This is a genomic window from Mesorhizobium sp. M0621, from assembly GCF_040320745.1.
In the GTDB taxonomy this organism is placed as follows: Bacteria; Pseudomonadota; Alphaproteobacteria; order Rhizobiales; family Rhizobiaceae; genus Mesorhizobium.
This window is the reverse complement of the sequence record NZ_JAMYQF010000025.1, coordinates 56,998-79,575: the sequence shown is the minus strand read 5'-3', so window position 1 is coordinate 79,575 and position 22,578 is coordinate 56,998. Positions and strand designations below refer to the sequence as shown.

Annotated in this window: 27 protein-coding genes and 1 pseudogene; 12 read left to right on the top strand and 16 right to left on the bottom strand. The window is 64.0% G+C overall.

What is annotated here, in order from left to right; translation table 11 throughout:
* Positions 1 to 37 precede the first annotated feature (37 nt).
* From NKI38_RS18685 to NKI38_RS18675, 3 genes are read right to left on the bottom strand one after another with little or no spacing between them, the layout of a single operon-like run.
* The gene (locus NKI38_RS18685; protein WP_352659672.1) at positions 38 to 937 is read right to left on the bottom strand and encodes an SDR family oxidoreductase; all 900 of its coding nucleotides are present in this window, start codon (positions 935 to 937) and stop codon (positions 38 to 40) included.
* Entirely contained in the window at positions 934 to 2,088 is a 1,155-nt protein-coding gene (gene queG / locus NKI38_RS18680; RefSeq protein ID WP_352659671.1) for a tRNA epoxyqueuosine(34) reductase QueG, read from the bottom strand. Before queG ends, NKI38_RS18685 begins: the two co-directional genes overlap by 4 nt.
* Positions 2,069 to 2,761 (bottom strand): glutathione S-transferase family protein, encoded by a 693-nt coding sequence (locus tag NKI38_RS18675; protein WP_352608726.1) that lies wholly within the window; start codon positions 2,759 to 2,761, stop codon positions 2,069 to 2,071. Before NKI38_RS18675 ends, queG begins: the two co-directional genes overlap by 20 nt.
* A gap of 160 nt (positions 2,762 to 2,921) precedes the next feature.
* Between NKI38_RS18675 and NKI38_RS18670 the strand changes: the two genes are divergently transcribed.
* Complete coding sequence (locus NKI38_RS18670; protein ID WP_352659670.1) at positions 2,922 to 3,728, top strand: undecaprenyl-diphosphate phosphatase; 807 nt, start codon at positions 2,922 to 2,924, stop codon at positions 3,726 to 3,728.
* A 173-nt stretch (positions 3,729 to 3,901) separates the two neighbouring features.
* On the opposite strand, the gene NKI38_RS18665 is transcribed toward NKI38_RS18670, so the two are convergent.
* The gene (locus NKI38_RS18665) at positions 3,902 to 4,279 is read right to left on the bottom strand and encodes a YraN family protein (protein ID WP_352659669.1); all 378 of its coding nucleotides are present in this window, start codon (positions 4,277 to 4,279) and stop codon (positions 3,902 to 3,904) included.
* Entirely contained in the window at positions 4,272 to 5,183 is a 912-nt protein-coding gene (gene rsmI / locus NKI38_RS18660) for a 16S rRNA (cytidine(1402)-2'-O)-methyltransferase (protein WP_352659668.1), read from the bottom strand. The genes NKI38_RS18665 and rsmI overlap by 8 nt, the downstream gene beginning before the upstream one ends.
* Before the next feature lie 146 nt (positions 5,184 to 5,329).
* On the opposite strand from rsmI, the gene NKI38_RS18655 reads away from it, so the two are divergent.
* Positions 5,330 to 5,509 carry a hypothetical protein gene (locus tag NKI38_RS18655; protein WP_352659667.1) on the top strand — a complete coding sequence of 60 codons (180 nt, stop codon included), beginning with the start codon at positions 5,330 to 5,332 and terminating at the stop codon, positions 5,507 to 5,509.
* A gap of 73 nt (positions 5,510 to 5,582) precedes the next feature.
* On the opposite strand, the pseudogene NKI38_RS18650 reads toward NKI38_RS18655, so the two are convergent.
* From NKI38_RS18650 to rph, 7 genes and pseudogenes are all read right to left on the bottom strand, one after another.
* A pseudogene (locus NKI38_RS18650) lies at positions 5,583 to 6,019 on the bottom strand (EamA family transporter).
* Positions 6,020 to 6,044: 25 nt separating this feature from the next.
* The gene (locus tag NKI38_RS18645; RefSeq protein WP_352659666.1) at positions 6,045 to 6,368 is read right to left on the bottom strand and encodes a low molecular weight protein tyrosine phosphatase family protein; all 324 of its coding nucleotides are present in this window, start codon (positions 6,366 to 6,368) and stop codon (positions 6,045 to 6,047) included.
* A 3-nt stretch (positions 6,369 to 6,371) separates the two neighbouring features.
* Complete coding sequence (locus NKI38_RS18640; RefSeq protein WP_352659665.1) at positions 6,372 to 6,695, bottom strand: hypothetical protein; 324 nt, start codon at positions 6,693 to 6,695, stop codon at positions 6,372 to 6,374.
* Between the two features lie 117 nt (positions 6,696 to 6,812).
* Positions 6,813 to 7,976, bottom strand: coding sequence for a radical SAM family heme chaperone HemW (gene hemW, locus NKI38_RS18635; protein WP_352659664.1), 1,164 nt, complete (start codon positions 7,974 to 7,976; stop codon positions 6,813 to 6,815).
* Positions 7,973 to 8,620 carry an RdgB/HAM1 family non-canonical purine NTP pyrophosphatase gene (rdgB, locus tag NKI38_RS18630; RefSeq protein WP_352659663.1) on the bottom strand — a complete coding sequence of 216 codons (648 nt, stop codon included), beginning with the start codon at positions 8,618 to 8,620 and terminating at the stop codon, positions 7,973 to 7,975. The genes hemW and rdgB overlap by 4 nt, the downstream gene beginning before the upstream one ends.
* Positions 8,620 to 9,030 (bottom strand): VOC family protein, encoded by a 411-nt coding sequence (locus tag NKI38_RS18625; protein WP_352659662.1) that lies wholly within the window; start codon positions 9,028 to 9,030, stop codon positions 8,620 to 8,622. Before NKI38_RS18625 ends, rdgB begins: the two co-directional genes overlap by 1 nt.
* Positions 9,031 to 9,213: 183 nt before the next feature.
* Positions 9,214 to 9,930, bottom strand: a complete 717-nt coding sequence (gene rph, locus NKI38_RS18620) for a ribonuclease PH (RefSeq protein ID WP_352659661.1) — start codon at positions 9,928 to 9,930, stop codon at positions 9,214 to 9,216.
* A gap of 179 nt (positions 9,931 to 10,109) precedes the next feature.
* Here rph and hrcA point away from each other — a divergent pair, with 179 nt between their 5' ends.
* The 6 genes from hrcA to NKI38_RS18590 all read left to right on the top strand — a co-directional run bounded on the left by hrcA (position 10,110) and on the right by NKI38_RS18590 (position 15,602).
* Positions 10,110 to 11,192 (top strand): heat-inducible transcriptional repressor HrcA, encoded by a 1,083-nt coding sequence (hrcA, locus tag NKI38_RS18615; protein WP_352659660.1) that lies wholly within the window; start codon positions 10,110 to 10,112, stop codon positions 11,190 to 11,192.
* 89 nt (positions 11,193 to 11,281) lie between these two features.
* Positions 11,282 to 11,479, top strand: a complete 198-nt coding sequence (locus tag NKI38_RS18610) for a hypothetical protein (RefSeq protein ID WP_111545355.1) — start codon at positions 11,282 to 11,284, stop codon at positions 11,477 to 11,479.
* A gap of 114 nt (positions 11,480 to 11,593) precedes the next feature.
* Positions 11,594 to 12,940, top strand: coding sequence for a PQQ-dependent sugar dehydrogenase (locus NKI38_RS18605; RefSeq protein ID WP_352659659.1), 1,347 nt, complete (start codon positions 11,594 to 11,596; stop codon positions 12,938 to 12,940).
* A 126-nt stretch (positions 12,941 to 13,066) separates the two neighbouring features.
* On the top strand, positions 13,067 to 13,684 hold the full coding sequence (locus NKI38_RS18600; RefSeq protein WP_352659658.1) for a LysE family translocator: 618 nt from the start codon (positions 13,067 to 13,069) through the stop codon (positions 13,682 to 13,684).
* A gap of 178 nt (positions 13,685 to 13,862) precedes the next feature.
* A complete protein-coding gene (gene cysK, locus NKI38_RS18595) occupies positions 13,863 to 14,843 on the top strand; it encodes a cysteine synthase A (protein WP_352659657.1) in 981 nt (326 codons plus the stop codon).
* Between the two features lie 132 nt (positions 14,844 to 14,975).
* Positions 14,976 to 15,602, top strand: a complete 627-nt coding sequence (locus NKI38_RS18590; protein WP_352659656.1) for a glutathione S-transferase family protein — start codon at positions 14,976 to 14,978, stop codon at positions 15,600 to 15,602.
* Between the two features lie 21 nt (positions 15,603 to 15,623).
* Here NKI38_RS18590 and NKI38_RS18585 read toward each other — a convergent pair whose 3' ends face one another.
* Positions 15,624 to 16,868, bottom strand: coding sequence for an RNA polymerase sigma factor (locus NKI38_RS18585; protein WP_352659680.1), 1,245 nt, complete (start codon positions 16,866 to 16,868; stop codon positions 15,624 to 15,626).
* A complete protein-coding gene (locus NKI38_RS18580) occupies positions 16,868 to 17,221 on the bottom strand; it encodes a YciI family protein (RefSeq protein ID WP_352635538.1) in 354 nt (117 codons plus the stop codon). Before NKI38_RS18580 ends, NKI38_RS18585 begins: the two co-directional genes overlap by 1 nt.
* On the opposite strand from NKI38_RS18580, the gene NKI38_RS18575 reads away from it, so the two are divergent.
* The 4 genes from NKI38_RS18575 (at position 17,211) to NKI38_RS18560 (ending at position 21,755) form a co-directional block, all read left to right on the top strand.
* Positions 17,211 to 17,918 carry a RidA family protein gene (locus NKI38_RS18575; RefSeq protein ID WP_352659655.1) on the top strand — a complete coding sequence of 236 codons (708 nt, stop codon included), beginning with the start codon at positions 17,211 to 17,213 and terminating at the stop codon, positions 17,916 to 17,918. The two genes, NKI38_RS18580 and NKI38_RS18575, sit on opposite strands and share 11 nt — an antisense overlap.
* A 162-nt stretch (positions 17,919 to 18,080) precedes the next feature.
* Positions 18,081 to 19,040 (top strand): TAXI family TRAP transporter solute-binding subunit, encoded by a 960-nt coding sequence (locus NKI38_RS18570; RefSeq protein ID WP_352635534.1) that lies wholly within the window; start codon positions 18,081 to 18,083, stop codon positions 19,038 to 19,040.
* A 223-nt stretch (positions 19,041 to 19,263) separates the two neighbouring features.
* On the top strand, positions 19,264 to 21,375 hold the full coding sequence (locus NKI38_RS18565) for a TRAP transporter permease (protein ID WP_352659654.1): 2,112 nt from the start codon (positions 19,264 to 19,266) through the stop codon (positions 21,373 to 21,375).
* Entirely contained in the window at positions 21,372 to 21,755 is a 384-nt protein-coding gene (locus NKI38_RS18560; protein ID WP_352659653.1) for a DUF1850 domain-containing protein, read from the top strand. Before NKI38_RS18565 ends, NKI38_RS18560 begins: the two co-directional genes overlap by 4 nt.
* A 72-nt stretch (positions 21,756 to 21,827) precedes the next feature.
* Here NKI38_RS18560 and NKI38_RS18555 read toward each other — a convergent pair whose 3' ends face one another.
* A complete protein-coding gene (locus tag NKI38_RS18555; RefSeq protein ID WP_352659652.1) occupies positions 21,828 to 22,253 on the bottom strand; it encodes a thiol-disulfide oxidoreductase DCC family protein in 426 nt (141 codons plus the stop codon).
* Between the two features lie 179 nt (positions 22,254 to 22,432).
* Positions 22,433 to 22,573 carry a hypothetical protein gene (locus NKI38_RS18550; protein ID WP_013528645.1) on the bottom strand — a complete coding sequence of 47 codons (141 nt, stop codon included), beginning with the start codon at positions 22,571 to 22,573 and terminating at the stop codon, positions 22,433 to 22,435.
* Positions 22,574 to 22,578: the final 5 nt, after the last annotated feature.

The window sequence follows — 22,578 nt, the reverse complement described above, 5'->3', positions numbered from 1 at the left end:
GCCGAATCATAGCACGGCGCGCTCGCGCCATCGATCGTCAGCGCTTCATCGGGCTGCGCGGCTCGCCGTCGCGCCAGTCGCCGCTTGCCCACATATGGTCGAAGGCGGCGCGGTAGTCCGGAAAGCGAAGGGAATAGCCCGCCGCCTTGATCGCCTTGTTGGCGACACGCTTGTTCTCGCCATAGAAGGACCGCGCCATGGGCGAAAGTTGGGCGGCGTCGAAAGGAATTTCAGGCGGCGGGGTGACACCCATCAGCGAAGCGGCATAGGCGACGACGTCCTGCGGCGGCGCCGGTAGATCGTCGGTGACGTTGAAGATGCCGCCTGTGTTTCCTTCGATCAGCTGCCACAGCGCACCGGCAATGTCGTCGCAATGGATGCGGTTGAACACCTGATCCGGCTTGACCAGCCGCCTTGCGGTGCCGTTTTCCAGATTGACCATGGCGTTGCGGCCCGGCCCGTAAATGCCGGACAGGCGCAGGATCGCCACCGGCCGGCCAATGTCCGTGCCCAATTGCAGCCAGTCCTGTTCGGCCGCCACCCGCATCACCGAGCGCTTCGAGACCGGCCGGCACTCAGCGGTTTCATCGACCCACGCGCCGTCGTAGTTGCCGTAGACACCAACGGTCGAGAGATAGCCGATCCATTCCAGCACCGGCATTTGAGCGATTGCCTCTCGCGCGGCATTTAGAACGGGATCGCCGGCCTCTTCCGGAGCGACCGAAATCACCAGATGCGTTGTTTCTCTCAGCGCATCACCGATTTCCTCGGTCAGCGCGCCGTCGAACAGCAGCGGTGCGATGCCGGCCTGGCGCAGCGCCTCGAATTTGTCCGGTGACCGCGTCGTACCGAAAATCCCTGCGGCACTTTTGTTGGCGCGGGCAAAAGCCTTGCCGGAATAGCCGGCGCCGAAGATGAAGATTTGCTTTTCGCTCATGCATGCGCCCTGTTTGGCCGCGCCAGACGCCATTCGTCGCGTACGGCTTCGTCGCTCTCGGTTTTCAGGCCGATAGCGGCCCGTTCGGAGTATTCGGCATCGGGCACCAGCCGCGCCAGCGCCCATATTGCCGCGCCCCGCACCAGCGGCGAGGCGTCGCTGAGCAGCGCACGCACCGTGCCGGCAAGCGAGGCATCGCCGGAATTGCCGGCGGCGATCAGCACGTTGCGGATGAAACGATCACGGCCGATGCGTTTTATAGGCGAACCGGAGAAGAAGGCGCGGAATGCGGCGTCGTCCAATCGCAACAGGTCGTCGAGCGGCGGCTCGCGCAGATCGTCCCGGGCGGCGAGTTTTGCTTCGGAAGCAGCCCGGGCGAACTTGTTCCACGGGCAAGCGGCCAAACAATCGTCGCAGCCATAGATGCGGTTGCCGATCTTCTCGCGGAATTCGTGCGGGATCGGCCCCTTGTTCTCGATGGTGAGGTACGAAATACAGCGCCGCGCATCGAGCCGGTAGGGCGCCGGGAACGCATCGGTCGGGCACACGTCGAGGCAGGCGCGGCAGGAGCCGCAATGATCGATTTCGGCCCGGTCGGGCACGAGCTCGGCGGTGGTGAAGATGGTGCCGAGAAACAGCCAGGAGCCATGCTCCCGGCTGACCAGATTGGTGTGCTTGCCTTGCCAGCCAAGACCTGCGGCTTCTGCCAGCGGCTTTTCCATCACCGGTGCGGTGTCGACGAACACCTTCACGTCGCCACCGGCGCGCGCCATGAGCTTGCCAGCGATTTCCTTCAGCCGCCCCTTCATCACCTCATGATAGTCGCGGTTTTGCGCATAGACCGAGATGGCGCCGCGATCGCACTTGGCGAGCACGCCGCGCGGATCATGGTCGGGGCCGTAATTCATCGCCAGCACGATGATCGAGCGCACCTGCGGCCACAGCACCGTCGGTTCGCCGCGGCGTTGCAGCGTCTCGGCGATCCAGTCCATCGAGCCGTGAAAGCCGTCGGCGACGAATTCGGCCAGACGAGCCGGCGCCAGCGGGATCGCATCGGGAGTGGTGACGGCGACGGCATCGAAGCCGGCGCGACGCGCCTCCGCGTCGATCAGCGCGCGCAGTTTTGCGGCGTCAGAAATCGAGGTCCGCATAGTGCGACACCGGTGACAGGCCGCGCACGCGGTCAGTCAAAAGCGGCCGGAAGGAGGGGCGCGACTTGACCCGCGTGTACCATTCGCGCGCAGCAGGGTGTTCGCGCCAGTCGATCTCGCCGAGATAATCGAGCACTGACAGCGTCGCGGCGGCGGCTAGATCGGCATAGGTAACCCTGGAGCCGGCCAGCCAATGGCGGGTGCCGGCCAGCCAGTTGGTGTATTTCATGTGTTGGCGGATGTTGGCGCGCGCCGCACGGATCGCGCCTGAATCGGGCGAGCCGCCGCCCGCAATCTCCGGCATGACCGGCTTCAGCACGCGTTCGCGCACCAGATGGCGGGTGATTTCGCTTTCGGCCTTGCTGAGATACCAGTCGATCAGCCGGCGGATTTCAGCGCGCTGCATCGGATCTTCGGCGAACAGCCGCTTGTCGCGCTTCAAGACGCCGCGCGTTTCATCGAGATATTCCGATATCACCGTTGCCCCGACGATCGGCACGTCGCCTTCGGCCAGCAGGATCGGCAGTGTGCCGGCCGGGTTCAGCGCCAGGAACTCCTTGCGCCGGGTCCACGGCTTTTCCTCGATCAGAGCCAACTCCTCGCCATACTCGCCGAAAGCGAGGCGGACGAAGCGACAGGTGGCGAACATGGGATGGTGGAAAAGCGTCAGCATGGTTCCGCGATAATAAAGCGCACTGGCGAATCGCAGGGCGCACCGGTAAGTCTTGGCCGCCCGGTTAGCGGGCCGTCAGGGTGTTGCGACCTATAGGGGGACTTGCACGCCATGACAAGCAAGCCGTTCTGTCAGCCGTCACGCCAATGCCGAGGTAGCCATGGAAAGCCAGACCATCGTCGAAGCCCTGCTGCTCGGCCTGCTGGAGGGGCTGACCGAGTTCATCCCGGTGTCGTCGACCGGCCATATCCTGCTCGCCGGCCATTTCCTCGGCTTCCATTCGACCGGCAAGGCCTTCGAGATCCTGATCCAGCTCGGCGCCATACTGGCGATCCTCAGCGTCTATTTCCGCCGGTTGTGGCAAATGCTGCTCGACCTGCCGCATGACCGGCTGACACGGCATTTCGCCATCGGCATCCTCATCGCTTTCCTGCCGGCGGCGATCATCGGCGCGCTGGCGCATGATTTCATCAAGACGGTGCTGTTCGAATCACCGAGGCTGATCTGCATCATGCTGATCATCGGCGGCGTCGTGCTGCTGGCGGTGGACCGCATGAACCTCAAGCCGTTCTACCGCGACGTCGAGCGCTTCCCGACCCGGCTTTACCTGCAGATCGGGCTTTTCCAGTGCCTGTCGCTGATCCCCGGCACGTCGCGTTCGGGCTCGACGATCGTCGGCGCGCTGCTGCTGGGCGTCGACAAGCGGGCGGCGGCGGAATTTTCTTTCTTCCTTGCGATCCCGACCATGGTCGGCGCCTTTGCCTTCGACCTGTTCAAGAACCGCAACGTGCTGAGCAGCGCCGACCTGCCGGTCATCGCCGTCGGCTTCGTCGCCGCCTTCGTCACGGCGCTCATCGTCGTGCGCTTCCTGCTCGATTACGTCTCGCGCAACGGCTATTCGCTGTTCGGCTGGTGGCGGCTGGTGGTGGGTGGTGTGGGGTTGGTTGGCTTGATGATCTGGGGGTGAGGAGTGATCCGCGAAGCGGACGGAAAGCCAGTTGCTTGGCTTTCCGAACGACGAACGGTGAAGGCCCGGTCCGCCTTCGGGCGGATCAAAAGGTCCACTGGACCTTTTGAAGGGGCTGAACGCCCGAAGGGCAGGGAGCCAGCGAAGGGCGAGCAACGGCCCCAAGTGACCCCTCAACTCCTTCCATAAAACGCGTTCTCGACATGCACCGGCCAGCGCCAGGGCAGCACCGCGACCATGTCGAAGCGCATCGACAGTTTGCCGTAGTCGGACTGGCGCGACAGCCAGATGTCGGCCGCACCCTCGATGCGGCGCTCCGATTCGTGGCCGATCGCCTCCATGGCTTCCATCAGCGTACGCCGTGCCTTGACCTCGACGAACAGCACGAGGTCGCCGCGTCGCGCGATGAGATCGATCTCGCCGAAGCGGGTGCGATGGCGGCGTGCGAGGATCCGGTAGCCCTTCAGCATCAACGCTGCCGCCGCCAGCCACTCGCCGCGATGGCCGCGCCGATACGCTTTTTGCCGGCTGGCGCTCGGGCGCTCAGCCACCGCCTTCTCCAGCGGCATCCCTGAGTTCCAGCAGCCGCCGGTAAAGCGCCTGTTTCTGGCCGCCGGTCATCTTTGCGGCTTCCGCAGCGGCCTTGGAGGCCGGCATCTCGGCGGCGAGCGACAGCAGCAGGCGGTCGATATCGGCTGGTTCGTCGGCCTTGGCCTCGGCCGGACCGACACAGACGACGATCTCGCCCTTCGGCGTATCAGCCGCCGCATAATGGTCGGCCAACGCCTGCAGCGTGCCGGTGCGCATCTCCTCGAAGGTCTTGGTCAATTCGCGGCCGATCGCGGCCTTGCGCTCGCCGCCGAGCGCTTCGACCATGGCGCCGAGGGATTCGGCCAGCCGGCGCGGCGATTCGAAGAAGATCAGCGTCGCCGGCACCGCCTTCAGCGCCCCCAGCCGCGTCAGCCGCTGCCCGGTCTTCACAGGCAGGAATCCAGCGAACAGGAAGGCGTCCGACGGCAGGCCGGATGCGGTCAAGGCCGCGAGCGGCGCCGACGGGCCGGGGATCGGCACGACGCGAATGCCGTGGTCGCGCGCCTCGCCGACCAGCCGGTAGCCCGGATCGGACACCAGCGGCGTGCCGGCATCGGAGATCAGCGCGACGCTCTGTCCGGCCTGGAGCGCCGCGATCAGCTTCGGCCCGGCCTCGCCGGCATTGTGCTCGTGATAGGCCGTGGTGCGGCGGCGGATGCCGTAACGGTCGAGCAGCACGCGTGATACCCGCGTGTCCTCGCAAGCGACGATGTCGGCGGCGGCCAGCGTCTCCAGCGCGCGCAACGTTATGTCGGCCAGATTGCCGATCGGCGTTGCCACCAGATAGAGCGCCGGCTCGAGCGGCCGGGCCGCGATCTCGGTCTGCCCGACCACATAGCTACGCTTGCCCGTTTCGCCGGTCACTGATGCCTTCTCCATTCAGCCCTGTTTGGCACGGCCAGCGTCGGCTTGCAAAAGCTGACGTTGCGCCGCCCTCGCCATTCCTTTGCCACAGTAGGGAACGAAACCGGCTACGGCGGATTTACCCCCTGATTCCCGAGGAGGACAGGATGGATAGCCTTAGTATGCAGGACGCTTTCGAGCCCTATCGGGCCGAGCGCAACCGCGTTGCCGTACGCAAGGACAAGCGCCTCCCCGCGAAGACCGACGCCAGCCTGGCCAAGCAGGCCTGCTTGCCCACGAATGTCAGGCTTTCCGACAACAAACCCGACAGCACGACGGAGCACTGACCGGACGATGCCCAATCGCTTCGATATCTTCATCACCCGTCTTGAAACAAAAAGCGCCCGCAATGGCGAGCCGCTATCCCCGATAGGCGACCAGCACCGCGCCCGCCGCGATAAGGGCGACGCCAAGCCAGTTCGCTCCGGTGAGCCGCTCGCCGAGAAAGGCCGCGCCAAACACCGCCACAAGCACGACGCTTAACTTGTCGATCGGCGCCACCTGCGCCGCATTGCCGATTTAAGCGCGCGGAAGTAGCAGAGCCACGAGGTTCTGGTCGCTAGGCCGGACAGGCCGAGGAAAGCCCAAGTCTTTCCCGAGATCGTAGCCGGCGACTGGAACTGGCCGCTGGCCAGCAGGATCGCACCGAGCACGATCAGGATGATGACCGTGCGGATGAAGGTGGCGAAATCGGAATTGATGTTTTCGATGCCGACCTTGGCGAAGATCGCCGTGAGTGCTGCGAACGCAGCCGACAGCAGCGCCCAGAATTGCCAGGAGGATACGGTCAGGTTCATTCGGGTGGCCTCGCGAGTGGCGGTTTCAACCGAGATATCGCGAAACGCGTGCTTTCAGAAGGCTAATCAGCTCCAGGTCCATGAATTCATAGTCGTCCGGTATGTCGAGGCAGATCACACGGGCCTTCTTCAGGCTCGCCTTGAATTTCTTCTGCAACTTGGTGCGGTGCGCCTTTTCCATGACGAAGATGATGTCGGCCCAGGAGACCAACTCATGCGTCAGTGGCGTGTCCGCATCGTGGTTGGTTCCCGCCGACGCGACCTCGATATCCCGGCGCTTGGAAAACACCTGCTCGGCGGTCGGACTGCGCAAACGGTTCTGGCTGCAGACGAAGAGGACGGCCTTCACCGATTACTCATCCCAGATCTCACGCAGTTTTTTGCTCATAGGGATGTACTGATCAAACGTCAGTCCATTCAAATCAAACTCGACCAAATTATCCTTGGCGATCCCTCGAAGCTTACTCCCGATATATGTTATGAAACTAAGAACAACGTTGAATTCGCTCAAGTGAGTCAATTTTAATTTTGATGTTACCTTTGTGTTTCGGATGAAGATCGCCTCAGCCTCAAAGAGATCGTCATGTTCCGGAGATTTCGAGATCTCGGTTAATCCAAACTCGAACACATCATCGGTGTTCAGTGTCCGCAAGGTCTCGTGGATCAGGAACTTCATCGCAGGACCCATCTTGGATGTGGCGCGCGACGCGCCTTGGCTAAGCAAGCCGAACTTCTAGCATCCTTGCTCAATCGATAAATCGTCCACCACAGTCCGGCCATTTGGCCCCTGACCCTACCGCGCCAGGTCCGCCACCACGGCGTCGAGCACGATCATGCCGGCTGGTGTGGCGCGCAGGCGAGCATTGCCGATCGGTGCCACCAGCCCCTCGCCCTGCAGTATCAAGAGCCGCGCGCTCGACAAGCCGCGTCCGGAGAACGCTTCGTAGCGAGAGAGGTCGATGCCTTCGGCCAGCCGCAGGCCCATCAGCAGGAATTCGTCGGCCTCCTCCGAACGCGTCAGGATCTCGCCGCCGGTGACGCCATGGCCCTTGGCCTCGACCAGATTGGCCCAGGTTTCCGGCATCCGCTCGGCGATCGTCACGGTGCGGCGGCCGTTTTCGACGAAGCGGCCATGCGCGCCCGGCCCGACGCCGACATATTCGCCATAGCGCCAATAAGTCAGATTGTGCCGGCTTTCGGCGCCCGGCCTGGCGTGGTTGGAAATCTCATAGGCCGGCAGGCCGTGCGCCGTGGTGATCTCCTGCGTCAGCGCATAAAGATCGGCGGCGTGGTCGTTGTCGGGGATGATGAATTTCTTCGCCGCATGCAGGGCGTGGAAGGGCGTGCCTTCCTCGATGGTCAGCTGGTAGAGCGACAGGTGGTCGGCGGCATGGCCGATCGCCTGTTCGAGCTCCAATGCCCAAGCTTCCGGTGTCTGGCCGGGCCGCGCATAGATCAGATCGAAGGACAGCCGCGGAAAGATCTCGCGTGCCAGGCCGATCGCATGAAGGGCTTCATCGACATTGTGCAGCCGGCCGAGGAAGCGCAAATCCTTGTCGTTCAGTGCCTGCACGCCGAGCGAGACACGATTGACGCCGGCCGCCCGGTAACCGCGAAAGCGTTCGGCCTCGACCGAGGACGGATTGGCCTCCAGCGTCACTTCGATGCCGTCGGGAACGGTCCAGTTCTTCGCCACGGCGTCAAGGACCCTGGTCACCGTTTCCGGCTTCATCAGCGACGGTGTGCCGCCGCCGAGAAAAATGCTGGTTACCTCGCGCGGCCCGGTGCGTTCGCGCATCGTCGCAAGCTCGGCCTCGAAGGCGCTGGCAAAACGATCCTGGTCGACCGGCTGATGGCGGACATGGCTGTTGAAATCGCAATAGGGGCACTTGGCCGCGCAGAACGGCCAATGGACATAGACGCCGAAGCCGGGCGCCCGGTCGAGCAGCATGCTCATGTCGAGCCCAATCTCGCTTTGGCGAATTTCTGGAAGGCGCGGGCGCGGTGCGACAGCGCCGTCGGCTGGCCGGGCCTCCAGCCATGTTTTTCCTCGGCGCTCATCTCGCCGAAGGTTTTTTCGAAGCCATCGGGCAAGAACACCGGGTCGTAGCCAAAGCCGAGGTCGCCGCGCGGCGGCCAGACCAGCGTGCCTTCGGCCTCGCCGCGATAATATTCGGCCTCGCCGTCGGGAAACGCCAGGCATATGACGGCGACAAAGCGGCCCTTGCGTTGTTCGGCCGAGGCGGCGCCGACTTCCTGCAGCGCCACTTCGGTGCGTTGCATGGCCATGCCGAAATCGCGCGAACCGTCGGGTGTTTCGGCCCAGTTGGCGGTGTAGACGCCGGGCGCGCCGTCGAGCGCATCGACGCACAGGCCGGAATCGTCCGACAATGCCGGCAGGCCGGTCGCCTTGGCGGCGGCCAGCGCCTTGATGTAGGCGTTTTCCTCAAAGGTGGTGCCGGTTTCATCGGGCTCGGGCAGGCCGTAGTCCTTGGCGGATTTCGCTTCGAAGCCGAACGGCCCCATCAGGTCGGCGAATTCGCGCAGCTTGCCTGCATTGTGGCTGGCGACGACGATCTTCTTTCCATCGAGAGAATGCATCAAAGGCCCCAGATTCGTGGCTCGGCGAATTCGATCGAATTGCCCGAGGGGTCGCGTATATAGATCGAACGGCCGCCCTGCGGCCATTCGAATTCGCTTTCGATGGCTATGTTTTTCGCCTCGAGACGCGCTTTCCAGTCGGCGATTTCGTCAGCGGTCGCCGCAAAGCAGAGATGGCCTTCACCGACAGCGCCATGCGGCGGCACGGGCAGCCTGGCGTCGGGCGCCGGCGGCACTTTCGTCGCCTCGGCGTTGAAGACGAGCAGCACGCCCGGGCCGCAGCGGAAGAACAGGTGCCGGCCGTCGACTTTGCCGAGCAGGTTTAGGCCGAGGACGCCGGTGTAGAAGGTTTCGGCCGCGGCAAGGTCGGTGACGTAGAGAGCCGATTCAAGAATAGCGGAGGGCGTCACTAGGCGCCCCCCTCTGGCCTGCCGGCCATCTCCCCCTCAAGGGGGGAGATTGGCGGCTTTGGCGCCGGCTTATGGCTTCCAACCTTGGTGATTGGCGAAACCCGCAACCACAGCCGATCTCCCCCCTTGAGGGGGAGATGGCCGGCAGGCCAGAGGGGGGCATTCACGCTCGGCATTTGAAACCTAAGCCACCGCCATCTGCTGCAAACTCACCAGGCGCTGGATGCCTTTCTTGGCCAGGTTCATCAATTCGGCGAACTGTTCTTCGGAGAAAGGCTCGCCCTCGGCGGTGCCCTGAATCTCGACGATGCCGCCCTTGCCGGTCATGACGAAATTGGCGTCGGTGCCAGCCGAGGAATCTTCGAGATAATCAAGGTCGATGACCGGCTGGCCGTCATGGATGCCGCAGGAGATCGCCGCGACGTGGTCCTTCAGCACCTTGGCGACGCTGGCCATCTGGCGGGCTTCCATCCAGCGCAGGCAGTCGTAGAGCGCCACCCAGCCGCCGGTGATCGAGGCGGTGCGGGTGCCGCCATCGGCCTGGATGACGTCGCAGTCGACGGTGATCTGCTGCTCGCCCAGCGCTTGCAAATCGACCACGGCGCGCAAGGAACGGCCGATCAGCCGCTGGATCTCCAACGTGCGGCCGCCCTGCTTGCCGGCGGAAGCCTCGCGGCGCATGCGCTCGCCGGTCGAACGCGGCAGCATGCCGTATTCCGCCGTCACCCAGCCTTTGCCGGAATTGCGCATCCAGCCCGGCACTTTTTCCTCGAGGCTGGCCGTGCACAGGACATGCGTGTCGCCGAACTTCACCAGGCAAGAGCCTTCGGCATGCTTGGAGACGCCGCGCTCGAAGGAGATGGCACGCATTTCGTCGAATTGGCGTTTGGAAGGGCGCATTAAGGCTGCTTTCTTGTCATTTTTCGGAATCTTGGCCGGCTTGTAGCCGCATGGGACGCATGGCGCAAAGGAAAATGGCCTGACGATCCGACACAGACACCGGGGTGATCTGACGCAGACACCGGGTTGCGCGGGCCGTAGCGAAGTCTATATCTTTGGGCCGGAGGTTTTTGGCCGCAATGACCAAGGCAGTCGATCCGAATTCACAGGCGCCCGCGCTTCAATCATTGGACATGCGCTCGCGCGACATTTTTCGGCGCATCGTCGATTCCTACCTCAGGGACGGCGAACCTGTGGGATCACGCAGCCTGTCGCGCATCCTGCCGTCCTCGCTGTCGCCGGCCACCATCCGCAACGTGATGAGCGATCTCGAGCATCTCGGCCTGATCTACGCGCCGCACATCTCGGCCGGCCGGCTGCCGACGCAGGCCGGCCTGCGTTTCTTCGTCGACGCCTTCATGGAGCTTGGCGACCTCTCCGACGAGGAGCGCCGCGCCATCGAGGCGCAGGTGCGGGCGTCCGGCTCGGGCGCGACGCTGGAACACATGCTGACCGAGGCCAGCCAGATGCTGTCGGGCATGTCGCGCGGCGCCGGCCTGGTGCTGGCCGCCAAGAACGAAGTGGCACTCAAGCACATCGAATTCATCCAGCTTGAGCCGACGAAGGCGCTGGCGGTGCTGGTGTCGCAGAATGGCGACGTCGAAAACCGCGTCATCGAGCTGCCCGCCGGCATCACAGTCTCGCAACTGCACGAGGCCTCGAACTTCCTCAACGCCCATATCCGCGGCCGCACGCTGGCCGAGGCGCGGATCGAGATTGCCCGCATCAAGGAAGAGACCAAGGCCGCGCTCGACACGCTGTCGCAGGACCTGGTCGAAAAGGGACTGGCGGTGTGGGCCGGCGCAGACAGCGGCCTGCCGGCGCGGCTGATCGTGCGCGGCCGCGCCAACCTGCTTGAAAACGTCACCGCCCAGGCCGACATCGAATTGTTGCGGCATTTGTTCGAGGACATGGAGACGCAGGACGGGCTGATCCAGCTGCTCGACCTCGCCGAGGAAGGATCGGGCGTGCGTATCTTCATCGGCTCGGAAAACAAGCTGTTCTCGCTGTCCGGTTCCTCGCTGGTGGTCGCGCCCTATCGCGACAAAGACGCCCGTGTCGTCGGTGCGCTCGGGGTCATCGGCCCGACCCGGCTCAACTATGCCCGCATCGTGCCGATGGTCGACTATACGGCGCAACTGATTTCCCGCATGCTCCGCTAAGTGTATTGATATTCAGGTGATGCCGGCCTGACCTGAATCTCAACCCTTAGACCCAAAAAACAAACAACAAGCAGCTGAGGAGAAAAAGAATGGCGCTCGAAGAATTCAAGGCCCGGATCAGCCTGCTGCTCGAGGAGATGGTCAACCAGCCGGAAGATCAGCACGAGATCCAGGAGCAGTTGCGCGAGAAACTGCGGGAAATGCGCGCCATGGGCCTGCCGCTGCCGGCCGATCTCGTCGAACTGGAAAAGCGCCTCGACGACGATTTCTACGCTGCCGGCAACTGAAACTGGAAACCTCCGCTCTCACTTCAACTCATCGTGTGCCGCGGAACAACAGACGAAACCGCCCGTTTGCCCTCTTTGCAGCCTGTCATTATGTGACCAGGTTTGGAGGATTGAATGATCCGATTGGCCGGGCTGGCCCTCCCCGCTTCGGTGTTTCTCACCGCCGCATTCGCCCAGCAGGCGGAGCCCGTATTGAAAGGTGCCGCCGCCTTCGGCGACTGGCGTGCCGACAGGCCGGGTGTGCGCCGCCTGATCAAGCCCGAAGATCTGCCAAGACCCGACGTCACCAAATCAACCTCGAACAGCGCCGGCCTCGCCGAAAGGCCGGCAGGCGCCAAGCCGGAGCTGCCGCCAGGGTTCTCGGCTGAGTTGATCGCGTCGGGCATCGACAATCCGCGCGTCGTGCGCGTCGCGCCGAACGGCGACCTGTTCGTCGCCGACAGCGAAGCCAATCAGATCCGCGTCTACCGCCTCGCAGACGGCAGCGCCAAACCCATTGAGAGAGGCATCTTTGCCGGCAATCTCAACCAGCCCTATGGCATTGCCTTCTATCCCCCGGGCAATGACCCGCAATGGGTCTATGTCGCCAACAGCGACAGCGTGGTTCGCTTTGCCTATCGCAATGGCGACCTGAAGGCATCAGACGATCCCGAGACCATTGTCGACAACATCCCTTCAAGTCATCACTGGACCCGCGATATCGCTTTCTCGCCGGACGGCAAGACGCTTTATCTATCGGTCGGGTCTGGTTCGAACGCCGCGCAGAATATGGGCAAAGAACCGGAGGGTGGCCTCGACGCCTGGGCGACGTCGCAGCCGCTCGGTGCTGCCTGGGGTTCCGAGGATGGCCGCGCGGCTGTGCTGGCCTTCGATCCCAATGGCAAGAACGGTCGCATCGTCGCCACTGGCCTGCGCAACTGTTCGGGCATGGCCGTGCAGCCGGCGACCGGCGCGCTGTGGTGCGTCGTCAACGAAAGCGATGGGCTTGGCGACAATGTGCCGCCGGAATATGCGACCGTGGTCAAGGACGGCGCCTTCTATGGCTGGCCCTGGTACTATATCGGCAACAACGAGGATCCACGCCACAAGGGCGCGCGCCCCGATCTTGCCGGCAAGGCTGATATTCCCGACGTGCTGATGCAGGCGCATTCGGCGCCGCTCAACATCGCCTTCTACGAAGGGAAGAACTTTCCGGCCGAATACAAGGGCGACGCCTTTGTGGCTCTGCACGGCTCATGGAACCGTGGCAACAGGACAGGCTACAAGGTGGTGAGATTGCTGTTCAGGAATGGCAAGCCGACCGGCGAATACGAGGATTTCATCACCGGCTTCGTCGTCTCCAACGGCGAGGTCTGGGGCCGGCCGGTCGGCGTGGCGGTGGCGAACGACGGCGCGCTTGTTGTGACCGAGGACGGCAACGGCACCATCTGGCGCGTCACCCATGACGGCGGTCGCTCCTGAAGCGGCCGGATGAGGGGGCCTTCTCCACGTGTTTCAGCGATATCTGGTGCAATGGATTCCGATCCCCAGGGAATTCAATCCTGATCCATTCTATGCGACAAGGCATTCTGATTTGAGGCCGCAACCATGACCCTCACCGGATTCCTCGCCTACAGTGCCGCCCTCGGCATCGCCGCCGCCATTCCTGGCCCCGGCGTAACCGCGCTCGTTGCGCGAGCACTCGGCTCCGGCTTCCGTTCGTCGCTGGCGATGTCCTTTGGCCTGATGGTTGGCGATCTCACCTATCTCACCGCCGTGGTGCTGGGTCTTGCCTTCGTCGCACAGAGTTTCGGCATGGTCTTTCTCGCCATCAAATGGCTTGGCGTCGCCTATCTTGCCTTTCTCGGCTGGCGGTTCTGGAACAGCGGCATCACGCCCGAGACCGTCGAGGCCAGGAAGGGCAAAAGCGGGCTGCTGTCGAGCTTTGTCGCCGGCCTGACCGTCACGCTCGGCAATCCGAAGACGATGATCTTCTACCTCGCGATCACGCCGACCATCGTCGACCTGAAGACCATCACACTGACCGATTACGGCATTCTCGTCGCGCTGACGGTCGTCGTGCTTCTGGTGGTGCTGGTGCCGTATCTGGCGCTAGCGGCCAAGGCGCGCTGGTTCCTGAAGTCGCCGCGCGCGCTCAAGGCACTGAACCGCACCGCCGCCGGCTTCATGGTCGGTGCCGCAGCAGCGATTGCCGCCCGCCAATAGGGCTTTCGGCCAAAGCATTTCGCAAACAGGCCTTTGCGGGAAATGCTTTTCCGGGACGGAGACGTTTTAGACACAGGTCCCACTCGGTTATTTTCGGCCGACAGCTTATGTTGCGCGGTTGAAAGCCCTATCTTGCCGGCTGCAATTCCACTTGCCTGAAATTCTGGGAGCGAAACCAATGAACAAGCCCGTCACATCAGCCCGCGTGCCCGGTCGCGGCCGCGTCTACGATTCCATCACCGATACGATCGGCGACACGCCGCTGGTACGGCTCGACAAGTTCGCTCGGGAAAAGGGCATCGTCGCCAATCTCATCGCCAAACTCGAATTCTTCAATCCGATCGCTTCGGTCAAGGACCGCATCGGCGTGGCGATGATCGAGGCGCTGGAGGCTTCCGGCAAGATTTCTCCCGGCAAGACCACGCTGATCGAACCGACGTCGGGCAACACCGGCATCGCGCTTGCCTTCGCCGCCGCCGCCAAGGGCTACAAGCTGATCCTGACGATGCCGGAAACGATGTCGATCGAGCGCCGGAAAATGCTGGCGCTGCTTGGCGCCGAGCTGGTGCTGACCGAGGGCCCGAAAGGCATGAAAGGCGCCATCGCCAAGGCCGACGAACTGGCAGCGACGATCCCCAACGCGATCATCCCGCAGCAGTTCGAGAATCCGGCCAACCCGGAAATCCATCGCACGACGACGGCCGAGGAGATCTGGAACGACACACATGGCGAGGTCGATATCTTCATCGCCGGCATCGGCACCGGCGGCACCATCACCGGCGTCGGCCAGGTGCTGAAGAAGCGCAAGCCCTCGGTGCATGTCGTTGCCGTCGAGCCGGAATCCTCGCCGGTGCTGTCGGGTGGCCAGCCCGGCCCACACAAGATCCAGGGCATCGGCGCCGGCTTTGCGCCCAAAATCCTCGACACGACGATCTACGACGAGATCGTCAAGGTGTCGAACGAGGATTCGGTCGCCAATGCCCGCCTCGTAGCCCGTCTCGAAGGCGTACCGGTCGGCATCTCGTCGGGCGCCGCCCTGCAGGCGGCGATCGTCGTCGGCTCGCGGCCGGAGAACAAGGGCAAGAATTTGGTGGTGATCATCCCGTCCTTCGCCGAGCGCTATCTGTCGACGATCCTGTTCGAGGGGCTGGGCTCGTAGCCCTACGCTTCTTCGTGACCAAGCTGGTCCGCTGAAAAAACCGCCCGTGGCGCCAGCCACCGGCTTGAGCAGTGCCCTGCTTCCGGTTCATATCCCCACCGGCCTGCTTTCCGTGGGCCGGGGGAGGATTTCATGTACAAGCTCTACACCCGTCCCGGCAGCGGCGGCTTCGTCGTCGAGGCGGCGCTGGCGTTGGCGAATGCGCCGTTCGAACAGATCGACGTGCCGAAGACGGACCGGCCCGATCCGGCCTTCCTCGACATCAGTCCGTTGAACCAGGTTCCGGTGCTGACCTTGCCGGACGGAAGCTCGATGACCGAATCGGCGGCGATCTGCATCCTGCTTGCCGAGCGTCACCCCAATGCCGGCCTGGCGCCGGCTGTCGACGCGCCTGCCCGCGCCGACTTCCTGCGCTGGATGGCCTTCATGTCGTCGGCGCTCTATCCGGCGGTGCTGCGTTTCTATTACGCATATCGCTACACGGCCGATGCCGACGGCACCAAGGCGGTCAAGCAGGCAGCCGTCGCCGAGATGGACCGCGGCTTCGCCGTTCTCGATGCCGCTCTCGAAGGCCGTGACTGGCTGGTCGGCGACCTGATGTCGCTGGCCGACATCTATCTCGTCATGCTGGTAGCCTGGCATCCCGACGTCGACAGGGCGCGCGCCGCCTGGCCGAATATCGAACGCCTGTGGGCCGGGCTGCGCGATCATCCGCTGATGAAGACACTCAACACGTCGCACGAAATGTGGCCAAGCTGAACGAACGGCCGGTGGCGAGGCTCAATTTCTGAGCATTGCCCGTTTTCCCTGCAGGAAGCGGCGCACCGCCGGGTCGCGTTCTAGGCCGATCGCCCGGTCATAGGCCTCGGTTGCCTGTGGCACCTGACCGAGCCTGGCCAGGAGACCGGCGCGGGCTGCCCAATAGGGCTGATAGTCATCAAGCCGCTTGTCGTCGCCCAGCACGTAAAGGGCCGCCAATCCCGCCACGGCGCCCTCGGCCTCGGCAATCGCCACCGCACGGTTGATCGCCACCACCGGCGATCCCGCGATCGAAAGCAGCGCGTCGTAGAGTTCGCGGATCGCCACCCAGTCGGTACGGCCGGTCAGCCGCCGTGCCGCATGTGCGGACTGCACGGCCGCCTCGAGCTGGTAGCGGCCGATGACACCCATGGTGGCGGCGCGGCCGAGCAGGGATTCCGCTTCGTCGACCAAAGCGCCATCCCACAGCGTATGGTCCTGCTCGGCCAGCGGCACATAATCTCCGGCCGCATCGCGCCGTGCCGCGCGCCGCGCGTCGGCGAACAGCATCAGTGACAGCAGACCCAGCGCCTCGGGCTCTTCCGGCATCAGCGAGGCCACCAGGCGGCCGAGCCAGATGCCTTCGGTCGCCAGATTGCGCCGGCGCGTTTCGGTGCCCGCCGGATCGGACCAGCCTTCGGCAAAGGCGGCATAGATCGCTTCCAGCACCGCATCCAGCCGTTCGCCGAGCTCGGCCCGCTCCGGAACGCGGAACGGAATGCCGGTTTCACGGATGCGGGTCTTGGCGCGAACCAGGCGCTGGCCCATGGTTGCGGGCGAGACCAGGAAGGCAGAGGCGATCGTTGCCGCGTCGAAACCCAGCACGGTCTGCAGGATCAGCGGCGAACGCACGCTCGATTCGATCGCCGGATGGGCACAAGCAAACATCAGCCGCAGCCTCTCGTCGGGCAGGTCTTCGTCGGTCATGTGCGCCTCCGCCTCCTCGGCAATCAGCTTGAGATGCTCGCGGCCGGCCTCGCTGGTCAGCCGCCGCCGCACCGCATCGACGCGGCGCCGCTTTGCCACCGCCAGCAGCCAGGCTTCCGGTTTCTTGGGTACGCCGGTTTGAGGCCATCGCTCGAGTGCGGCGGCGAAGGCATCGGCCAGCGCGTCCTCGGCGCCGGCCACGTCGCGCGTGCGCGCCGCGAGCCAGGCAACGAGCTTGCCGTAGCTTTGCCGGGCGGCGACTTCCGCTGCCGCCCGCGCGATCTCCGGGCCATTCTCCATCACATGGTCTGTTCCCAGATCGGCCGGAGCTCGACCGTGCCGACGCTGGCAGCGGGGCAGCGCGCCGCCCAGGCGATAGCGGCATCGGCATCCTCAGCCTCGATCATGTAGAAACCGGCGAGTTGCTCCTTAGTGTCGGCATAGGGACCGTCGAGTACGTTGGTCTTGCCGTTGGCCATCCGCACCGAAGTGGCGGCCTGGGTCGGCTTCAGCCGGTCGCCGGCCAGCCAGGCGCCGGATTTCTTCAACGCCTCGGTATAGGCGCCATAGGCTGCGCTGATCTCGTAGGTCTTATCGGTCGGCGCGGCCGCCATCGCGGCTTCGTTGACGTAGATCAAAAGCATGTATCGCATGGTCTTCTCCCGTTTTCTCGACGGCCGCTTCGTTGCGAGCCGGACGTATGTCGTGCGGCAGCACGCGATTTCGACAGGCCGCTCAAAAAAACTTTCGGCTTCACCACCAAGTTTCGCAAGGACCAGATCTCACCTTGCCTGCCGGACGACAGCCGGCGCCGCTCTGGCAGCGGTTCCTCGCAGCACTATCCTCTGTCGTGGACGGGCGGGTCATGCGAGCGGCAGGAGAAAGAAAATGGAACTCGTGACTCACAAGAAATTCAAGAACGGCCGGTTGATGCCGTGGGGAAAGGGCACGGTCGTCAGCGGCGCGAAAGGTACCGTCTATCTCTGTGGAAACACCGCGACATCGGACGACTACGATCCGGCCAGCAAGAAGGGCGGCGGCTTCGCCGGCGATGCGGCAGCGCAGTGGCGCGGCGTTCTCGGCAACATCAAGTCGGACCTCGAGGAGCTCGGCAGTGGATTGGACCATCTCATCAGGCTGACCTTCTTCGTCAGAGGTCCATTTCCCGATGGTGGCGTTCTCAGCTCTCCTAATTTTCGCCTCGACGTGCTGGACGCGTTCTTTGCCGAGCATTGTCCGAAGCACTGCAGTTATAACAATCCACCACCCTCGGAGGTGATCGGCGTTGCGGCGCTCGCGCAAGCAGACATCGTCATTGAAATCGTTGCGGTCGCGGCGCTGCCGGATTGATGATGGACACGAGCCGCAGCGCCTGGCGCTCGGGTTTTGCGCGCCTCAACCGTTCGTCTAATGGCTGCAATTGCGGGTTGGCATTTGCCGTCTGCCGTCTAAACTCGCCCGGTCCGCGCCGAGGAGGGCAGTGCGGCGCCACTATTTCAGGGAGGAGATCAGATGTTCCATTTCAGAACGAAATTTGTTGCAGCTGGCGCAATGGCGCTGTCACTCGGCTTCGGCGCGATGCCGGCAGGAGCGCAGGAATTCATCAACGTGCTGACCGGCGGCACGTCCGGCGTCTATTATCCGCTCGGCGTGGCATTGTCTGAAATCTACGGCAAGGGCATCGAAGGCGCCCGTACCCAGGTGCAGGCGACCAAGGCTTCGGTCGAAAACCTCAATCTGCTGCAGCAGGGCAAGGGTGAGATCGCCTTTGCACTCGGCGATTCCGTCAAGCTGGCCGCCGAAGGCAATACCGAGGCCGGATATCCAGGCAAGCTCGACAAACTCCGCGGCATCGCCGCCATCTATCCCAACTACATCCAGATCGTCGCGAGCCAGGAATCCGGCATCAAGACGCTGGCCGACCTCAAGGGCAAGAGCCTCTCGGTCGGCGCGCCGGCGTCCGGCACCGAACTCAACGCGCGCACCATCTTCGCCGCCGCCGGGCTGAAATACGAGGATCTCGGAAGGGTCGAATATCTGCCCTTCGCCGAATCGGTCGAACTGATCAAGAACCGCCAGCTCGACGCCACGCTGCAATCGGCCGGGCTCGGCGTCGCCTCGATCCGCGACCTCGCCACTTCCGTGCCGATCAACGTCGTTGCGGTTCCGGCGGAAGACGTCGCCAAGATCGGCGCGCCCTATCTTTCGGTGGTCATTCCCAAGGGCACCTATGAGGGCCAGAGCGAGGATGTCGCGACCGCCGCCGTCGGCAATTTCCTCATCACCCGCGCCGATGTTTCAGATGAGACCGCCTATCAGATGACCAAACTGCTGTTCGAGCATCTCGACCAGCTGGCCGCGGCGCATGCCGCCGCCAAAGCGATCGACCCGGCCAAGGCACTCGACGGCATGCCGGTGCCGCTGCATCCGGGTGCTGAGAAATATTACAAGGAGAAAGGGCTGCTGAGGTAGGCGCTTGGCAATCCGACATGTCTTCGCCAGGCGCCCCCCTCTGCCCTGCCGGGCATCTCCCCCTCAAGGGGGGAGATTGGCCGTCGCGATGTCTTTTGCCAATCGCTGACGTTGCAAAACGAGCGCCGACATCAGTGTATCCGATCTCCCCCCTTGAGGGGGAGATGCCCCGCAGGGCAGAGGGGGGCGCCTCGCACTATTCGCTCCTTTTGGAGATCGTCGGATGAGCGAAGCAACGACAACCGACGGCAAATCCGCCACCTTCCATCTTCCCGTCGTCGAAGAGCAAATCGAAGGGCTGCCTCCCGGCTTCGGCGAAGGCATCGCCGGCAAGGCCGCCTTTTTCATCGCCGTCGCTTTCTCCGTGTTCCAGATTTATGTCGCCGCCTATGGCAGCATTCCAAGCCAGGTGGTGCGCGCCATGCATGTCGGCTTCCTGCTGCTGCTCGGTTTCGGCCTGATCGCCAACCTGCGCGCCAAAAGCGTGACGGCGAAAGCCGCGTTCTGGACGCTCGGTGTGCTCGGCTTCGGCACAGGCCTGTACAATTGGGTGTTCTATGCCGATCTCATCCGCCGCTCCGGCTTCCTGACCACGCCGGACCTGATCGTCGGCGCCGTGCTGGTGGTGCTGGTCTTCGAGGCCGCGCGGCGGCTGATGGGGCTGCCGCTGGCGGTCATCGCCTTCATCTTCCTCGCCTATTGCTTCGTCGGCAACCATCTGCCGCCGCCCTTCATCCATCGCGGCTATGACTTCGCCCAACTCGTCGACACCTTCGCCTATGGCACCGAAGGCATATACGGAACGCCGATCTATGTTTCGGCCGCCTACATCTTCATCTTCGTCGTCTTCGCCGCCTTTCTGGAACGCGCCGGCATGATCGCGCTGTTCAACGATTTCGCGCTCGGTCTTGTCGGCACCTGGCGCGGCGGCCCGGCGCAGGTCTGCGTGCTGTCGTCGGCGCTGATGGGTACCATTTCCGGCTCGGGCGTGGCCAATGTGGTGGCCAGCGGCCAGTTCACGATCCCGCTGATGAAGCGCTTCGGCTTCCGCGCGGCTTTCGCCGGCGCCGTCGAGGCAACCTCCTCGATGGGCGGCCAGATCATGCCGCCGGTGATGGGCGCGGTCGCCTTCATCATGGCCGAGACGCTGAACGTGCCTTATGCCGAAGTGGTCAAGGCGGCGATCATCCCGGCGCTGCTCTATTTCGGCGCCTGCTTCTGGCAGGTGCATCTGGAAGCTGGCAAGGCCGGCCTGCATGGCATGGCCAAGACGGACCTGCCCAACCCATGGGACGCGGTGAAACAACACTGGCCGCTGGTGCTGCCGCTTGCGGCCCTCATCTATCTGTTGTTTGCCGGCTATACGCCGATCTTCGCCGGCACGATGGGCCTGGCGCTGACCATCGTGCTCATCCTCGGCACGCCACTGGCGGCAGCGATCGGGCCGCTCGCCTTCCGTGTCGTCTTCTGGCTGGCACTCGGGCTCGCCGCCGCCTCGTTCATGAAGTTCGGCGTCAACCTCCTTGGCCTTGTCATCGCCGCGCTGATTGTCGCCTGCTTCACCTTCAGGGGCGGACGCGAGACGCTGCGGATCTGCGTCGACTCGCTTGCCGAAGGCGCCAAGAACGCGCTGCCGGTCGGCATTGCCTGCGCCATCGTCGGCATCGTCATCGGCACGCTGACGCTGACCGGCATCGCCTCGACCTTCATCGGCTGGATCATCTCGATCGGCGAGAACAATCTGTTCCTGTCGCTGGTGCTGACCATGGTCACCTGCCTGGTGCTCGGCATGGGCATCCCGACCATTCCCAACTACATCATCACCTCGTCGCTGGCCGGGCCGGCGCTGCTGTCGCTCGGGGTGCCGCTGCTGGTCAGCCATATGTTCGTCTTCTATTTCGGCATCATGGCCGACCTGACGCCGCCGGTGGCGCTGGCGGCGTTTGCCGCCGCCCCCATGGCCAAGGAGAGCGGCCTCAAGATCGGCATCCAGGCGACCAAACTCGCCATTGCCGGCTTCGTGGTGCCGTTCATGGCAGTCTATACGCCGGCGCTGATGCTGCAGGACGCCGGGCCGATCGCCGCCCAGTTCGGCTATCCCGTCGAGGTCGCCTACATCGTCGCCAAGGCGTGCATGGGCATCGTGCTGTGGGGCGCCGCTGCCGTCGGTTTTCTGGCCCGCCGCATGGCGTGGTGGGAGCGCCTGCTGGCCTTCGCCGCCGGCGTGCTTCTGGTCGCCGCAGTGCCGCTCACCGACGAGGCCGGCTGGGCGCTGGCGCTTACCTGGGTCGGCTGGCATTGCTGGCGGGCGCGGCAAGCATCGATCTCCGCATGAGCCTGTGCATCCTGGCGGCCGGCAAGACGGTGACGCTCTCCGTTGCCGCCTTCACGCTGTCCTGGACGCATTCGGTGGAACGAACGCTCTGGGAGGAAGACTGGAAGGTGACGCCTACCGGCCTGCAGGTGATCGAGGCGCGGATCAGGGGCTCGGGCGCCGGCATGGAGCCGCCGGAAGGCGCGGTGCTGCGCGACGGCTGGTGGGTCTATGCGCCTGATGTCGTCCCGCAGCGGCGCGTCGTGCTTGCCGCCTCCGGCGCGACCGGCGACGGCTGGACACTGTGCACGGCTCAGGGCTGCCGAGAATTTGGCAAGGCGGCCGGTGGCGCGATCGTGCTGGAGCCATGCGGGCCGGACAGCACGAGCCAGCCGCGATAGCGCACAATCAAGCCGGTGAGCGGATGGCGACGATGAGACGCTTCAAGCGCTGTTCCCCCAGAGCCAGGCTTTCTAGCCAAGAAACCGTTCCCGCAGCTCGGGTGCGGGTATCTCGCAGCTGTCCTTCCTGCCGAACAGGGCGTAGCGATTCCTGGCGATGCAATCATACAGCCAGTTTCGCAGCGGGCGCGGCAGCAACAGCAAAGCCTTCATCGCCCGCCAGGGCCAGCCGAGTTCCGACATGACGGCGACAAAACTGTCGAGCCGCGTGAAGGCGACGCCGTCGATCAGGACGAGATTGGTTTCGTAGGAGTCCGTGCGCAGCCCGTGTTTCCTGAACAGAGCTTCGCCGAACGGCGACTGCGCGGTAGCGAAGCGGAAGCGGCTTTGGCGGTCGAGCCTGACCACCATGCGCACGAAGCCGGAGCACAAAACGCAGACGCCATCGAAGACGATCAGCGGATGGCTTTTACCGAAGGGCGGGGGAAGGTCGGTCACGCGGGCCTCGGCTGCTCGTGTCCTGTAACACTAAGCCAGCCGAAGGCGGTATCAAAGCCGTGGCGATGTCGCACGCCGCCTGTCGGCGAGAGCGGGACGTTCGGCGCGATAGGTGGTGGCGCGGGACTGGGCTGCCGGCCTGCAGATCCGGCTGTCGTGGCGATTTTCGAATGCCATGATCAGTGCGCGCCCAGCGAGTTGCCGCGACGGGCGCAGGCCGGGCCGGGGCCGCGCATGTAATAGCGCTCGGGCCGATAGGTCGGCGCGACGAATTCGCGGATGGCGGCGGCATAGCCGATGAGATGCGCGAGGAAGTTCATTTACC

Coding starts and splice junctions, on each gene's coding strand:
- NKI38_RS18565 (WP_352659654.1), top strand. CDS start 19,264: ATGAGCGAAGCAACGACAACCGACGGCAAATCCGCCACCTTCCATCTT.
- hrcA (WP_352659660.1), top strand. CDS start 10,110: ATGACCAAGGCAGTCGATCCGAATTCACAGGCGCCCGCGCTTCAATCA.
- NKI38_RS18670 (WP_352659670.1), top strand. CDS start 2,922: ATGGAAAGCCAGACCATCGTCGAAGCCCTGCTGCTCGGCCTGCTGGAG.
- NKI38_RS18590 (WP_352659656.1), top strand. CDS start 14,976: ATGTACAAGCTCTACACCCGTCCCGGCAGCGGCGGCTTCGTCGTCGAG.
- NKI38_RS18570 (WP_352635534.1), top strand. CDS start 18,081: ATGTTCCATTTCAGAACGAAATTTGTTGCAGCTGGCGCAATGGCGCTG.
- NKI38_RS18560 (WP_352659653.1), top strand. CDS start 21,372: ATGAGCCTGTGCATCCTGGCGGCCGGCAAGACGGTGACGCTCTCCGTT.
- cysK (WP_352659657.1), top strand. CDS start 13,863: ATGAACAAGCCCGTCACATCAGCCCGCGTGCCCGGTCGCGGCCGCGTC.
- hemW (WP_352659664.1), bottom strand. CDS start 7,976: ATGAGCATGCTGCTCGACCGGGCGCCCGGCTTCGGCGTCTATGTCCAT.
- NKI38_RS18600 (WP_352659658.1), top strand. CDS start 13,067: ATGACCCTCACCGGATTCCTCGCCTACAGTGCCGCCCTCGGCATCGCC.
- rdgB (WP_352659663.1), bottom strand. CDS start 8,620: ATGCATTCTCTCGATGGAAAGAAGATCGTCGTCGCCAGCCACAATGCA.
- rph (WP_352659661.1), bottom strand. CDS start 9,930: ATGCGCCCTTCCAAACGCCAATTCGACGAAATGCGTGCCATCTCCTTC.
- NKI38_RS18575 (WP_352659655.1), top strand. CDS start 17,211: ATGTATCGCATGGTCTTCTCCCGTTTTCTCGACGGCCGCTTCGTTGCG.
- NKI38_RS18685 (WP_352659672.1), bottom strand. CDS start 937: ATGAGCGAAAAGCAAATCTTCATCTTCGGCGCCGGCTATTCCGGCAAG.
- NKI38_RS18610 (WP_111545355.1), top strand. CDS start 11,282: ATGGCGCTCGAAGAATTCAAGGCCCGGATCAGCCTGCTGCTCGAGGAG.
- NKI38_RS18605 (WP_352659659.1), top strand. CDS start 11,594: ATGATCCGATTGGCCGGGCTGGCCCTCCCCGCTTCGGTGTTTCTCACC.
- queG (WP_352659671.1), bottom strand. CDS start 2,088: ATGCGGACCTCGATTTCTGACGCCGCAAAACTGCGCGCGCTGATCGAC.
- NKI38_RS18655 (WP_352659667.1), top strand. CDS start 5,330: ATGGATAGCCTTAGTATGCAGGACGCTTTCGAGCCCTATCGGGCCGAG.
- NKI38_RS18585 (WP_352659680.1), bottom strand. CDS start 16,868: ATGGAGAATGGCCCGGAGATCGCGCGGGCGGCAGCGGAAGTCGCCGCC.
- NKI38_RS18580 (WP_352635538.1), bottom strand. CDS start 17,221: ATGCGATACATGCTTTTGATCTACGTCAACGAAGCCGCGATGGCGGCC.
- NKI38_RS18640 (WP_352659665.1), bottom strand. CDS start 6,695: ATGAAGTTCCTGATCCACGAGACCTTGCGGACACTGAACACCGATGAT.
- NKI38_RS18550 (WP_013528645.1), bottom strand. CDS start 22,573: ATGAACTTCCTCGCGCATCTCATCGGCTATGCCGCCGCCATCCGCGAA.
- NKI38_RS18675 (WP_352608726.1), bottom strand. CDS start 2,761: ATGCTGACGCTTTTCCACCATCCCATGTTCGCCACCTGTCGCTTCGTC.